Genomic DNA, 13249 nt, shown 5'->3' with positions numbered 1-13249 from the left:
TGCAGAAAACTGCCCCGGTATGGTCCCTTGGATCTGTCGAGATGTTGTTGGTCGCTATCATTGTTGGTCCGACCGTACACCAGCCTATTGGTTCGAAGCATTACCTGCCCACGGCAGCAAGCTTGTTGGTACTCCCACTGCTGCGCCAAATTCAATGCCGCACAGCGGCTTCGTTCAATCGCAAAAATGAAATTGCAAGATTTCGGGCCTTCAAACCCAAAAAGCTTGCAATCTCAAACCTCGCTCCGCTCCCAAAATCGACTCCCGCTCAACGGCTTGGGAGGTACTTCACTGTCGACTAATCCATATCCGCCTTCACCTTCGCAAACACGCTGCGAAACATCTCCGCCGTCAACACGCCTGTGTTGGTGTTGTAGCGGGAGCAATGATAGCTGTCGTAAAGTTTCAGCCGCCCGGCCTGATGGATCGCGCCATGCCCGAATGGCGCCGCTGAACTGCGCAGCTTCAGTGCTTTCACCACAGAATCATGCGCGATGCGGCCGAGCGCGATGATCGCGCGCAGCCGCGGCAGATGATCGATGGTGGCGGCGAGAAAGGACCGGCAGGTGTTGATTTCCGCCGGCAGCGGCTTGTTCTGCGGCGGCACGCAGCGCACCGCGTTGCTGATGAGGCAATCGACCAACGCGAGCCCGTCGTCGGGCCGCGCCTCGTAGCGGCCGCGCGCAAAGCCGTACTCGAGCAGCGTCGCATAGAGCAGGTTGCCCGCAAAGTCGCCGGTGAAGGGGCGGCCGGTGCGATTGGCGCCCTGCAACCCCGGTGCAAGTCCGACCACCAACAGGCGGGCCGCGGGATCACCGAACGAGGGCACCGGCGCATTGAACCAGCCGGGCTGCTTCGCCCGCGCCTCGGCGCGGAATGCGGCTAGTCTCGGGCAGAGCGGACAGTTGCGGTCGGGTTCGATGCCGAGCGGCGCAGAGGATGTCGGTGCCTCCGCCGCATGCTTCTCAATCGTCGAAATCGTCATCGCCGCCCCGTGGCGCCATCGTCGTCGCGCGCTGCAGGAATTGCGGCGCATGATGACGCGGCTCGCGCGGCGCGGGGCGTTCGGACGGGTCGCGGCCGAGTTTCGATTGCAACTCCACGAGATCGGTGAAGACGTCGGCCTGGCGGCGCAGCTCATCGGCGATCATCGGCGGCTGGCTCGATATGGTCGAGATCACCGTCACGCGCACGCCGCGGCGCTGCACGGCCTCGACCAGGGAGCGAAAGTCACCATCGCCGGAGAACAGCACCATCTGATCGATGTGCTCGGCAAGTTCCATCGCGTCGACGGCGAGCTCGATGTCCATGTTGCCTTTGACCTTGCGACGGCCACTGGCGTCGATGAACTCCTTGGTCGCCTTGGTCACGACCGTGTAACCGTTGTAGTCCAGCCAGTCGATCAGGGGGCGGATCGAGGAATACTCCTGATCTTCGATGATCGCCGTGTAGTAGAACGCGCGGACGAGATTGCCGCGGCTTTGGAATTCCTTGAGGAGGCGCTTGTAGTCGATATCGAAACCGAGCGTCTTGGCCGTCGCGTAAAGATTGGCGCCGTCGATAAAGAGCGCGATCTTGTTTGAGGAAGAGGACATTCGTTGCTTACTCGCGTTGTTTGGTATCCGTTCTTGGCGCGGCGGCAGGGACCGCGCATTTCAAGCACTGCCGACGCCGGCCGGATCGTCTTTCGGACATTACCGCAAATCGGGTAGGGGCGGGGCAATAAAGGTATAACTGTGACGAAGCAATAAAGCGTTTTCTTGTCCAAAACCGCCACGTGCCGCTTTCGATCCCGCACCCTCATATCGGTTATCAGAGCGTTCAGGTGAGGCCAAATCACAAATTAGTCTTGCGAAAGGCCGCCCGGCTCTATAACTAGCGAGCAAATCGACATCTATGACCCCAACCAACGGAGCGACAGGCCATGGCGCGCGTCACCGTAGAAGACTGCATTGACAAGGTGGACAACCGGTTCGACCTCGTCCTGCTGGCCGCACATCGCGCCCGTATGATTTCCTCCGGTTCACAACTCACGGTTGATCGCGACAACGACAAGAACCCTGTCGTTTCGCTGCGGGAGATCGCTGATTCGACCATCTCGCCGGAGGACCTGCGGGAAGAGCTCGTGCACTCGCTGCAGAAGTTCGTCGAGGTGGACGAGCCCGAGCCCGATACCGTGCCCTTGATCGGTTCGGCCGGCGCCAGCGTCGATGCCGACGACACCGAAGTGGCGGTCGAGCGCATGACCGAAGAGGAGCTCTTGAAGGGGCTTGAGGGCTTGGCTCCGCCCGAGGAGCAGCCTGAAGAGGACGAGTAAGCCGATCAAGCCAAGGCTTGCTTCCGACCTTTCCAGCCGCCACATCTAACAGGCCCGGATTCTTATCCGGGCCTTTGCTTTTGTTGGCGTTTTCGTGGTTACCTTAGGTTCTCCCGCGGCCCACAAACGTCCGCTTAGGCTGCCCCCGATTTAATCGGCGGACTGCCTGATTGGCGTTACACTGGGTCGCAGTCGAGCAGCGCCGCATATTGCGGCCGCGAAAGCGTGAGAGGCGGTTTTCGATGGCGTATTGGCGCCAAGGCCCACCCCAGATGCAGGCGGCGACCGAGCAGGTCGCGATGGCCCCTTCTGCGCCGGCGAAGCCGCCAAAGTCACGCGTCCGCATGATGCGGCAATATGACCTAGTCGAGCGCGTCCGCTCCTACAACCCCGATACGAATGAGGACCTGCTCAACCGTGCCTATGTCTACGCCATGAAGGCGCATGGGTCGCAAACCCGCGCTTCGGGCGACCCCTATTTCTCTCACCCGCTGGAAGTCGCGGCGATTCTCACCGACCTCAAGCTCGACGACGCCACGATCGTGGCGGCGCTGCTGCACGACACCATCGAGGATACCGAGGCGACGCGGGCGGAGATCGACCAGATCTTCGGCCCGGAGATAGGCGCGCTGGTCGAGGGGCTGACCAAGCTGAAGCGGCTGGAACTCGTGTCGCGCGAGGCCAAGCAGGCGGAAAATCTGCGCAAGCTCTTGCTCGCGATCTCCGACGACGTGCGCGTGCTCCTGATCAAGCTCGCCGATCGCCTGCACAACATGCGCACGCTGGAATTCGTGCGGCCGGAATCGCGCCAGCGCATCGCCGAGGAGACGCTCGACATCTACGCGCCGCTCGCGGGCCGCATGGGCATGCAGGAGATGCGGGAGGAGCTGGAAGACCTCTCGTTCCGCACGCTCGATCCGGAAGCCCATGCGGTGGTCAAGCAACGGCTCGACTCCCTGGCGGAGCGCAACCGCAACCTGATCGGCGAGATCGAAACCCAGCTCACCACCAATTTGCGCAAGAACGGACTCACCGCGCAGGTCTATGGCCGGCGCAAGAAGCCGTTTTCGATCTGGACCAAGATGGAGCGCAAGTCGGTTGGCTTCGAGCAATTGTCCGACATCTTCGCTTTCCGCGTCATCGTCGGCGACATCGAATCCTGCTACCGCGCGCTCGGTATCGTGCACACCACCTGGCCGGTGGTACCGGGTCGCTTCAAGGATTACATCTCGACACCGAAGCAGAACGATTACCGTTCGATCCACACCACGGTGATCGGCCCCGGCAACCAGCGCGTCGAATTGCAGATCCGGACCGAGGAAATGCACCGCGTAGCGGAGTTCGGCATCGCCGCGCACGTATTCTATAAGGAAGGTGTTGGCTCGCCGACCGAGCTGTTGAAGCGCGAATCCAATGCCTTTGCCTGGCTGCGCAGTACCATTGCGATCCTCTCCGAAGGCGCCAACCCGGAAGAGTTCCTGGAGCACACCAAGCTGGAGCTTTTCCATGACCAGGTGTTCTGCTTCACGCCGAAGGGCAAGCTGATTGCGTTGCCGCGGCATGCCAATGTGATCGACTTCGCCTATGCGGTGCACACCGACGTCGGCAACAGCGCGGTGGGCTGCAAGATTAATGGCAAGTTCTCGGCTCTGTCCTCCGAACTGCAGAACGGCGACGAAGTGGAGGTGCTGACGTCGGAAGCGCAATCGGCGCCGCCGTCGGCCTGGGAGTCGCTTGCCGTGACCGGCAAGGCACGTGCGGCCATCCGGCGCGCCACCCGCGCCGCGGTGCGCGATCAGTACGCCGGGCTCGGCCGCCGTATCGTCGAGCGCCTGTTCGAGCGCGCCAAGCTGGAATACGCCGACGACAAGCTGAAGGGGGCATTGCCGAGGCTCGCTCGCAATTCGATCGAGGATGTGATGGCCGCTGTCGGCCGCGGCGAGATGAAGGCCTCCAACGTCGCGCGGGCCATGTATCCGGACTACAAGGAGGAGAGGGTTGCGCGCTACGGCGCGAAGAAGAGCCCTGCGGCCAAGTCGCCGCCTGAGCCCGCCCGCAGTCCCAACGCGATCCCGATCCGCGGCATCAATTCCGATCTGCCTGTGAAGTTCGCGCCGAACGGCGGCGCGGTGCCGGGCGATCGTATCGTCGGCATCGTGACCCCGGGCGAGGGAATCACGATTTATCCGATCCAGTCGCCGGCTTTGAAGGATTTCGAGGAAGAACCGGAGCGCTGGCTGGACGTGCGCTGGGACGTCGATGAAACGACGCCGCAGCGCTTTCCGGCACGCATCCTGGTCGAGAACGTCAACGAGCCTGGCAGCCTTGCCCAGGTCGCAACCGTGATTGCCGAACACGACGGCAATATCGACAACATCAGCATGTATCGCCGTTCGCCCGATTTCACCGAACTGACCATCGATCTCGAGGTCTATGACCTCAAGCACCTCAGCGCTATCATCGCGCAGTTGCGCGCCAAGGCCGTGGTCGCACGGGTCGAGCGCGTGAATGGTTAAATTGCTCTCATTTTAGCGAGTCCGGTCATGCCTGCTCCCCCGCTGCGCCTAGGCGTCAATGTCGATCACGTCGCGACCTTGCGGAATGCGCGCGGCGGCGAGCGGCCTGATCCGGTGCGGGCGGCGCTGCTGGCGATCGAAGCAGGCGCCGACGGCATCACCGCGCATTTGCGCGAGGATCGCCGCCATATCCGCGATTCCGACATGGCGCGGCTGAAGGCCGAGATCTCAAAGCCGCTGAATTTCGAGATGGCGGCGACCGACGACATGATGCGGATCTCGCTTGCGACCAAGCCGCATGCCGTCTGCCTGGTTCCGGAACGACGGCAGGAACTCACGACCGAAGGCGGCCTCGATGTCGTCGGCCAGCATAACGTGCTTGCGCCCTTCATCGCACGCCTGAACGATGCCGGCATCCGGGTGTCGCTGTTCATCGCCGCGGATCCACGGCAGATCGAGACGGCGGCGAAGCTGCGCGCGCCCGTGATCGAGCTCCACACGGGCGCCTGGTGCGACGCCGTGGTCGATGGGCACAGCGACAAGGCCGAGGCGGAATGGCAGCGCATCGTCGCCGGCGCAGCGCTCGCCCGCTCGGCCGGCCTTGAGGTCCATGCCGGCCATGGACTGGATTATGAGACCGCCGAGAAAATCTCGGCGCTCCCTGAAATCGCCGAGCTCAATATCGGCTACTTCATGATCGGCGAGGCGCTTTTCGTCGGACTGGCCGCGACCGTGCGGACCATGCGCGCGGCCATGGACCGGGGCCGGAGCAGGATATGATCATCGGTATCGGCTCCGACCTGATCGATATCCGCCGCGTCGCCAAAGTGATCGAGCGGCATGGCGACCGCTTCCTGGACCGGATCTTCACGGAAGAGGAGCGCGCCAAGGCGGCCCGACGCGCTAAAAGCGAGAAGATGGTGGTTGCAACCTATGCTAAGCGATTCGCCGCCAAGGAGGCCTGCTCCAAGGCATTGGGAACGGGAATCAGGCGGGGCGTCTGGTGGCGCGACATGGGTGTCATCAACCTGCCGGGCGGGCGTCCGACCATGCGATTGACCGGCGGGGCACTGGCGCGCCTGCAGGCCATGACGCCGGAGGGCTTTGAGGCGCGAATCGACGTCTCCATCACCGATGACTGGCCCTTGGCCCAGGCCTTCGTCATCATTTCAGCCGTGCGCTCGGACGAATCCTAGCCGACTCCGGGTAGGTGCCGGCCATCGCGGGCAAAAACTAAAAATATCAGTGAATTCAGATGGTTGGAAAGTTTTGATGCGGCCGTTTGTTGCGCGCCCGGGCGCAACGGTCTAAAACAGCCGCGCGATACTCCATACGGGCGAATTCGGGTTTGCGCCGGAATTGGCTCTCACTATCAGAATCAGGACCAATTCCCTCGATAAGCGCGAGGCAAAACGCCGCTCGCGTGGGGATGTTCTGCCACCGCGCGGGGCGGTCGGCGGAATAGGAAGCAGGAAACGATGAGCGTGACATCTCCGACCAAAACTGAAAGCGGCCTTGGCGAGACGATCCGCGTCGTCATCCACGCGCTCCTGATTGCACTCGTGATCCGCACCTTCCTGTTTCAACCCTTCAACATCCCCTCGGGATCGATGAAGGCGACGCTCCTGGTCGGCGACTATCTGTTCGTCTCGAAATTTTCCTACGGCTACAGCCATTATTCGCTGCCGCTCTCGCCCCCCTTGTTCTCGGGGCGCATCTTCGGCTCGGAGCCTCAACGGGGCGACGTCGTGGTGTTTCGCCTGCCCAAGGATGACTCCACCGACTACATCAAGCGCGTGATCGGTCTTCCTGGTGACCGGATCCAGATGAAGGAGGGCCTGCTCTATATCAATGACAAGCCGGTCGAGCGTGAGCGGCTGAGTGATTTCATCGGCGAAGATCCGTGCGGCTCGGAGGCGACCGCGCGCGTGAAGCGCTGGAAAGAGACGCTGCCCAATGGGGTGAGCTATGAGACGCTCGACTGCGTCGACAACGGCTTTTACGACAACACCAACGTCTACACCGTCCCGCCCGGCCATTTCTTCATGATGGGCGACAACCGCGATAATTCGACCGACAGCCGTGTGCTGTCCGCCGTCGGCTACGTGCCGTTCGAAAACATCGTCGGACGCGCCCAGATGATCTTCTTCTCCATTGCGGAAGGCGAGCACGCCTGGATGTTCTGGCGCTGGCCCTGGACGGTGCGTTGGAATCGCCTGTTCAATATCGTGCGATGAACGACGACACACCGGACATCCAGACCAGTTCGCTTGCCGGCCAGCAGAGCCAGGAGCCTGAGCCCGGGCGCGAGGCTAGACCAGCGAAGAAGAAGCGCAGCAAGGCCAGTTCCAAGGCCGCGGCGGCTGCCAAGCCTGCGCATGCGGAAATCGAGGCGCGGATCGGGCACAATTTTGCCGATCCCAACCTGCTGATGACCGCCTTCACCCATGTTTCCGCGCTGAAATCCCAGCGCAAGCGCACCGAGAGCTATCAGCGGCTCGAGTTCTTGGGTGACCACGTGCTCGGGCTGATCGTCTCCGACATGCTTTATCGCGCCTTTCCCAACGCGGATGAGGGCGAATTGTCCAAGCGCCTCGCCGAGCTCGTTCGCAAGGAGAGCTGCGCCGACGTCGCAAAGTCGCTTGGACTGGCCGAAGACATCAAGCTCGGCGCCGTCGGCGCCAGCGTCGGCGCGCGCTTGCGCAAATCGGTGCTGGGCGACGTCTGCGAAGCCGTGATCGGCGCGATCTATCTCGATGGCGGCTACACGGCCGCAGCCGAATTCGTCACGCGCAACTGGACCGAGCGGATGCACAAGCCGCGGCGTCCGCTGCGCGATCCCAAGACGGTGCTGCAGGAGTGGGCACAAGGCAAAGGCCTGCCGACACCGGTTTATCGTGAGGTCGAGCGCACCGGCCCCCATCACGATCCGCAGTTCCGCGTCGCAGTGGACCTGCCGGGACTCGCGCCGGCCGAAGGGGTCGGCGGCAGCAAGCGCGCGGCGGAAAAGGTCGCCGCCTCGGTGATGATCGAGCGCGAAGGCGTCAGCGGCGGCGGCAATGACGGATGAGGCGCGCGCCGACGCGCCGCCTGCGCCAACGCGCTGCGGCTTTGTCGCGCTGATCGGCGCGCCCAATGTCGGCAAATCCACTCTCGTCAACGCGCTGGTCGGCTCCAAGGTCACCATCGTCTCGCGCAAGGTGCAGACCACGCGCGCTCTGATCCGCGGCATCGTGATCGAGGGCCAGTCGCAGATCATTCTGGTCGATACACCCGGCATCTTCTCGCCGAAGCGTCGGCTCGATCGCGCCATGGTGTCGACGGCATGGAGCGGCGCCCATGATGCCGACCTCGTCTGCGTCCTGCTTGATGCCAAGCTCGGCATCGATGCGGAAGCCGACGGCATCCTGAACAGGCTCGCCGGTGTCGAGCATGACAAGATTCTGGTGCTGAACAAGATCGACCTCGTGCCGCGCGAAAAACTGCTGGCGCTGGCGAAAGCGGCCAATGACCGCCTGGCCTTTGCCAGGACCTTCATGATCTCGGCGCTGTCGGGCAGCGGCGTCGCGGACCTGCGGCGCGCGCTCGCCGAAATGGTGCCGGCGGGCCCGTTCCTTTATCCCGAGGATCAGATGTCGGACGCGCCGCTGCGGCATCTGGCGGCCGAAATCACCCGGGAGAAGATCTTTCAGCAGCTCCATCAGGAGTTGCCGTATCAATCCACCGTCGAGACCGAAAGTTGGAAAGAGCGCAAGGACAAGTCAGTGCGCATCGAGCAGACCATCTTTGTGGAGCGGGAAGGGCAGCGCAAGATCGTGCTGGGCAAGGGCGGCGCCACCATCAGGTCGATCGGCGCCGAAGCGCGCAAGGAGATCGCCGAGATCCTCGGCGTGCCGGTGCACCTGTTCTTGTTCGTCAAAGTGCGCGAAAACTGGGGTGACGATCCCGACCGTTACCGGGAAATGGGACTTGAGTTCCCAAAGGAATGATTTGCCGATCCCGATGAACGTCCCGAATAACGTCCTGTGGTTCGAAGCGCTGCTCTATTCGTCCCTGATGCTGGACGCGTTGTCGCTCGCTTTTGAGGACCGCACACCGACCGCGGAGATGACGGATTCCATGATCCTGGCCGCTGCGATCCTTGGCGGCGGCATGATCCTGCTCTTGCTCTATTTCGTCCACCTGGCCGCTCGGCACCGCAAGAACTGGCCGCGCTGGGTGCTGGCCGCGGCGCTTGTGCTGTCGGTGCTGTCACTGGTGCAGGTCATCGGGGATAACGGCCTGGAACTGGACAGCGGCATCGAGATCGTGTCCTGCGTCCTGACCGCGTTCGGGCTCTATTTCTCCTTCACCGGTGACGCCAAGGGCTGGTTCAACGCCTGACCTCCCGCCGTCATTCCGGCGCGCCGAAGGGCGAACCCGGAATCTCGAGATCCCGGGTTCGGTCCTTCGGACCGCCCCGGAATGACAGGCGCTTGCTTCGCTGAGCCCACCCCACGTGATACACTTTTGATCATGGAATGGACCGACGAAGGCATCGTGCTCGGGGTGCGCCGGCATGGCGAGGCGTCGGCCATTGTCGAGCTTTTGACCCGCGCCCATGGCCGGCACCTCGGCCTGGTGCGAGGGGCCGCTAGCGCGCGAATGCGGCCCTGGCTTCAGCCGGGCAACAGCGTGCGTGCGGTATGGCGGGCGCGGCTCGATGAGCATCTCGGCACCTACGCGATAGAGGGCACGCGGCTGCGCGCCGCCGGCCTGCTCGCGTCGTCCCATGCGGTCTATGGCGTCACCCATCTGGCGTCGCTGGCGCGGCTGTTGCCGGAACGCGATCCGCACGAAGATATCTACGAGATGCTTGAGCGGACGCTCGACGATTTCGACGACGCAGGCGAAGCGGCGGTGCATCTCGTGCGCTTTGAGCTCGCAATGCTCGCCGAGCTCGGCTTCGGACTTGATCTGCAGACTTGCGCCGCGACCGGCGAGACAACCGACCTGATCTACGTCTCGCCGAAATCGGGCAGTGCGGTATCGCGCACGGCCGGCGAGCCCTGGCGCGACCGCCTGCTGCGCTTGCCGCCATTCCTGCGCGAGGATGGACGCCGGCAAAATGCCTGGTCCGATCAGGATCTGCTCGACGGCTTCCAGCTCACCGGTCTATTCCTGTTGCGCCATGTGCTGGAGCCGCGCGGCCAGGGCCACTCGGATGCCCGCGACGGCTTCATCAGCGCCGTGACGAGGCAGCGGTCGAAGGCGACGGTCGCCTCCTGAACTGCCGCGCTTCCGTCATGCCGAACGGAGCCGCCTTGAGCTGATCGGCAACTGCATCGCGATTGCGGACGCGCCAGGGCGTTCGCGCTAAAGCAACACCTCGACCAGGAAAGCGATCACATCACCCTCTGCTCCATGCGCAGCACTTGCGCGGCCACGTGAATCCGCGTGCCGGCGATCTGCGCAGTCCGTGGCCCGGAACTTGCCTGCAAATCTGTGGTGAAGCGCGATTTCTGCGATTGAGCGAGGTATTCTCGCGCAGAGGTCGCAGCGCGAGTCGCCGAACAATGTCGAGATGGTCAAATTTCCTGCCAGACGGAGCATGAGATGAGTTCGCAAATGACTTACACCGATTCCGACTCGGTCGGGTTCTTTCCCATCGTCCTGGCCGTCGTGTGCGGCGTCGCGACCGGCGTATTGTGGGCCTACGCCAATCCAATTCAACTCGTGCCCGGCGTCATCCAGTGGCGCATCTTCGCGTTCCTGCCGCCCTTGATCGGGCTCTTGCTCGGGCCGAAGAGCGGCTTCATCTGCGGCTATATCGGCACCATCGTATGGTCGCTGCTGGCGGGCACGTTCATTCCAGCGCACTCGCTGATCGTGGATGGCATCATGGTCGGGCTCACCGGTGCCGTGCCGCCGCTGCTGGTCAATCTGCGCAAGACCAGTTTCGATCTCTCGATACCCGTGCTGGCGAAGATCGCCGTGGTCTGCGCGGTGATCGGCGTCATCATGGTCGCGGCGGTGTCGGCGAGCCTCGCCTTCCTGGGCATTTTTCCGTTCTGGTATGCGATGCTCTACATCGGCCTGTCGGACATCGTTCCGATGGTGATCGGAACGCCGCTCCTGGTGCGCCCCGGGGCCAAGCTTCTCGCCGGCCTCAGCCGCGGAAGCCTGCACCGGTTCTGACCACGCCGGGAGCCATCGGAATGCTCAATTTACAGGCGGTGAGCGTCGGCTTTCGCGCCGACGCTCACGTGCTGTCCAATATCGATCTCGGTCTGGAGCAAGGCAGCGTCACGATCGTGACGGGGGCGGGCGGCTCGGGCAAGTCGAGCCTGCTTGCGGTGGCGGCGGGCGTCGTTCCCAAGTTGATCCGGCCGCAGCGCATGCAGGGCAGGGTATCGCTCGGCGGCACCGATATCGCGACGATCGGGACTGCCGATCTGTTTCGCCGTATCGGCCTCGTCCTGCAATCGGTCGAAGACCAGGTGTGGGATCTCTCGGTCGAGGACCTGATCGCCTTTCCGCTCGAGAACCGCGGCGTGCCAAAGGCGGAGATCCGCATCCGCGCGGCTGCCGTGATCGCGCAGATGAACATTGGACGTCTCATCGGCCGCCAGGTGCGAACCTTGTCCGGGGGAGAACGCAGGATCGCGGCGCTCGCCTCGGCGCTGGTGTGGCAGCCGCAGGTCCTGATCCTAGACGAGCCGACCAGCGGCCTCGATCCCGAGGCGCGGGCGCGCATGGTCGCTATCCTGCGCGAGCTGCGAAAGCAGCGGCTCACGATGCTGATCGCCGAGCAGGATCTCGGCTGGTTCGATGGCCTCGCCGAGCGCGTGGTGTTCCTCAAGGACGGCCGCATCATCGACGACCTGTCATGGTCATCGGCGGTCCAAGCGTCGATGCCCTACGTGGCGGCCGGCATCGAGCCGCCTTTCGCGCCGCAGGAGCCCCGCCCGATGCAGCAACGGGAGGACGCCGGCGCTGCGCTGGCGGTCAAGCAATTATCGAGCACACTGCGCCGCCCGGATGGGGCGCCCGTGCTTTGCTCGGTCGACCTGACGCTTGCAAGAGGCGAGGTCGCCGGGCTGATCGGCAGCAATGGCGCCGGCAAGACCACGTTGATGCGCACGCTGCTCGGGCTTGAGACGGCCGCGAGTGGATCGATCGAGATCGGGGGCAAGGACAGCGCCGGCTGCACCGTCGCGCAGCGGGCTCGTCAGATCGGCTATGTCTCGCAGAACCTGCGGCGCATGTTCTTTCTTCTGTCGCTGGTGGAGGAGGTGGTCTTCTCGCTGTCCGGAGGCGAGACGGGCGCCAAGGCCGTGGCGGCGCATCGCGACCGGGCAATCGAGTTGCTCCGCGGCGTCGGCCTCGCCGACAGGGCCGAGGCGTCGCCGTTCACCCTGTCGGCGCGCGAGCAGCTTATGCTGGCACTGGTCTGTATCGAGGCAACATTGCCCTCGGTCGTCATCCTCGACGAGCCGCTGATCGCCTGTGATCGGGACTCCCGTGCCGGCGTGCTCGCTTTTCTCGGGCGTTGCCGCAGCCGCGGATGCGCGGTGCTTCTGGTCTCGCACGATCTGCAGCTCGTCGACCGCGCCAGCGATCGCGTGCTGATCCTGGACGGGGGACGGCTTGCCTTCGACGGACCGACACAGGCGGCATGGTCATCGGATGTGTTCGCCCACCGCGGCTGGCGGCAACCGGCGGGTGGCGAAATCTCCGCGATCGAAGGAGCCCACCGTGCATCCGCTTGATCGCATCAATCCGTTCATCAAGCTTTTGGCGGCGCTCTTACTGTCATCGCTTGGCTGGTTCGCCGGCAGCGCCCTCGCATCAGCGCTCGCCGCGGCGATCGCGCTTTTCGGCGTGATCATCTGCCGCCTGCCGCAGACCTCGGGCTATCTGAAGCTGATGGCGCTGGTCGGCGGCCTGGTCACGCTGAGCTGGACCTTGAGCTTTGTCTGGAACGGTGTGCCGATCGCGACCGCCATTAATGACGCGCTGGGGATGGCCTTTCGCCTGATCGCGACCACCGGCAGTTTCTTCATCGCCATCGAGACCACGTCGGCGGGCTCGTTGCTGGCTGCCTGCAGCCGTCTCCGCCTGCCGGGATTCGTCACGCTCGTGCTTGTTCTCGTCGTCGGCATGATCCCGCTGATGCGGGAGGAGTTCCGCAATATCGGCGAGACCCAGCGGGCGCGCGGTCTAGAGCTCGATCGGGGACCGCTCGCGAAACGGATCGTCTACGCGCTCGGCCGCGGCGTGCCGCTGATGGTGCAGACCTATCGCATGGCCGAGATGATTGCGCTGGCGCTGTCGATCTACGGCTTTGATCCCAAAGTCGCGCGCACGAGCTGGCGCGACATCGGCTGGCTCACCATCCAGACTACCTTTCCTCCAACCCTTCCGATGAGATGAC

The 13249-nt window shown here is 63.6% G+C and carries 15 protein-coding genes; 13 read left to right on the top strand and 2 right to left on the bottom strand.

Features of this window, described 5'->3' with window-relative positions; translation table 11 throughout:
* A partial coding sequence (locus tag F758_RS51475) for a hypothetical protein (protein ID WP_210200108.1) occupies nucleotides 1-190 on the top strand: 190 nt, incomplete at its 5' end.
* A 108-nt stretch (nucleotides 191-298) separates the two neighbouring features.
* Here F758_RS51475 and F758_RS0137725 read toward each other — a convergent pair.
* Together F758_RS0137725 and F758_RS0137720 are read right to left on the bottom strand one after the other, a co-directional pair.
* The gene (locus F758_RS0137725) at nucleotides 299-985 is read right to left on the bottom strand and encodes a uracil-DNA glycosylase (protein ID WP_024512697.1); all 687 of its coding nucleotides are present in this window, start codon (nucleotides 983-985) and stop codon (nucleotides 299-301) included.
* Nucleotides 966-1595, bottom strand: coding sequence for a LabA-like NYN domain-containing protein (locus tag F758_RS0137720; RefSeq protein WP_024512696.1), 630 nt, complete (start codon nucleotides 1593-1595; stop codon nucleotides 966-968). Before F758_RS0137720 ends, F758_RS0137725 begins: the two co-directional genes overlap by 20 nt.
* Before the next feature lie 329 nt (nucleotides 1596-1924).
* Here F758_RS0137720 and rpoZ point away from each other — a divergent pair, with 329 nt between their 5' ends.
* The 12 genes from rpoZ (at nucleotide 1925) to F758_RS0137655 (ending at nucleotide 13248) form a co-directional block, all read left to right on the top strand.
* Nucleotides 1925-2317, top strand: a complete 393-nt coding sequence (rpoZ, locus tag F758_RS0137715) for a DNA-directed RNA polymerase subunit omega (protein ID WP_024512695.1) — start codon at nucleotides 1925-1927, stop codon at nucleotides 2315-2317.
* Nucleotides 2318-2559: 242 nt separating this feature from the next.
* The gene (locus F758_RS0137710; protein ID WP_024512694.1) at nucleotides 2560-4833 is read left to right on the top strand and encodes a RelA/SpoT family protein; all 2274 of its coding nucleotides are present in this window, start codon (nucleotides 2560-2562) and stop codon (nucleotides 4831-4833) included.
* A 27-nt stretch (nucleotides 4834-4860) separates the two neighbouring features.
* Nucleotides 4861-5613 (top strand): pyridoxine 5'-phosphate synthase, encoded by a 753-nt coding sequence (locus F758_RS0137705; RefSeq protein ID WP_024512693.1) that lies wholly within the window; start codon nucleotides 4861-4863, stop codon nucleotides 5611-5613.
* Nucleotides 5610-6029, top strand: coding sequence for a holo-ACP synthase (acpS, locus tag F758_RS0137700; protein ID WP_024512692.1), 420 nt, complete (start codon nucleotides 5610-5612; stop codon nucleotides 6027-6029). Before F758_RS0137705 ends, acpS begins: the two co-directional genes overlap by 4 nt.
* Before the next feature lie 282 nt (nucleotides 6030-6311).
* On the top strand, nucleotides 6312-7070 hold the full coding sequence (gene lepB / locus F758_RS0137695; protein WP_024512691.1) for a signal peptidase I: 759 nt from the start codon (nucleotides 6312-6314) through the stop codon (nucleotides 7068-7070).
* Nucleotides 7067-7903 (top strand): ribonuclease III, encoded by an 837-nt coding sequence (gene rnc, locus F758_RS0137690; protein ID WP_024512690.1) that lies wholly within the window; start codon nucleotides 7067-7069, stop codon nucleotides 7901-7903. Before lepB ends, rnc begins: the two co-directional genes overlap by 4 nt.
* Nucleotides 7893-8822, top strand: a complete 930-nt coding sequence (era, locus tag F758_RS0137685; RefSeq protein WP_024512689.1) for a GTPase Era — start codon at nucleotides 7893-7895, stop codon at nucleotides 8820-8822. The genes rnc and era overlap by 11 nt, the downstream gene beginning before the upstream one ends.
* 13 nt (nucleotides 8823-8835) lie before the next feature.
* A complete protein-coding gene (locus F758_RS0137680; protein WP_024512688.1) occupies nucleotides 8836-9216 on the top strand; it encodes a hypothetical protein in 381 nt (126 codons plus the stop codon).
* Between the two features lie 132 nt (nucleotides 9217-9348).
* Complete coding sequence (gene recO, locus F758_RS0137675; protein WP_024512687.1) at nucleotides 9349-10101, top strand: DNA repair protein RecO; 753 nt, start codon at nucleotides 9349-9351, stop codon at nucleotides 10099-10101.
* 327 nt (nucleotides 10102-10428) lie between these two features.
* Nucleotides 10429-11010 (top strand): hypothetical protein, encoded by a 582-nt coding sequence (locus F758_RS0137665; RefSeq protein ID WP_024512685.1) that lies wholly within the window; start codon nucleotides 10429-10431, stop codon nucleotides 11008-11010.
* Nucleotides 11011-11030: 20 nt separating this feature from the next.
* The gene (locus F758_RS0137660; protein ID WP_024512684.1) at nucleotides 11031-12584 is read left to right on the top strand and encodes an ABC transporter ATP-binding protein; all 1554 of its coding nucleotides are present in this window, start codon (nucleotides 11031-11033) and stop codon (nucleotides 12582-12584) included.
* A complete protein-coding gene (locus F758_RS0137655) occupies nucleotides 12571-13248 on the top strand; it encodes an energy-coupling factor transporter transmembrane component T family protein (protein ID WP_024512683.1) in 678 nt (225 codons plus the stop codon). Before F758_RS0137660 ends, F758_RS0137655 begins: the two co-directional genes overlap by 14 nt.
* Nucleotide 13249 lies beyond the last annotated feature (1 nt).

Source organism: Bradyrhizobium sp. ARR65, from assembly GCF_000472385.1.
GTDB lineage: Bacteria > Pseudomonadota > Alphaproteobacteria > Rhizobiales > Xanthobacteraceae > Bradyrhizobium.
This window is presented reverse-complemented; position numbering and strand designations above follow the sequence as displayed.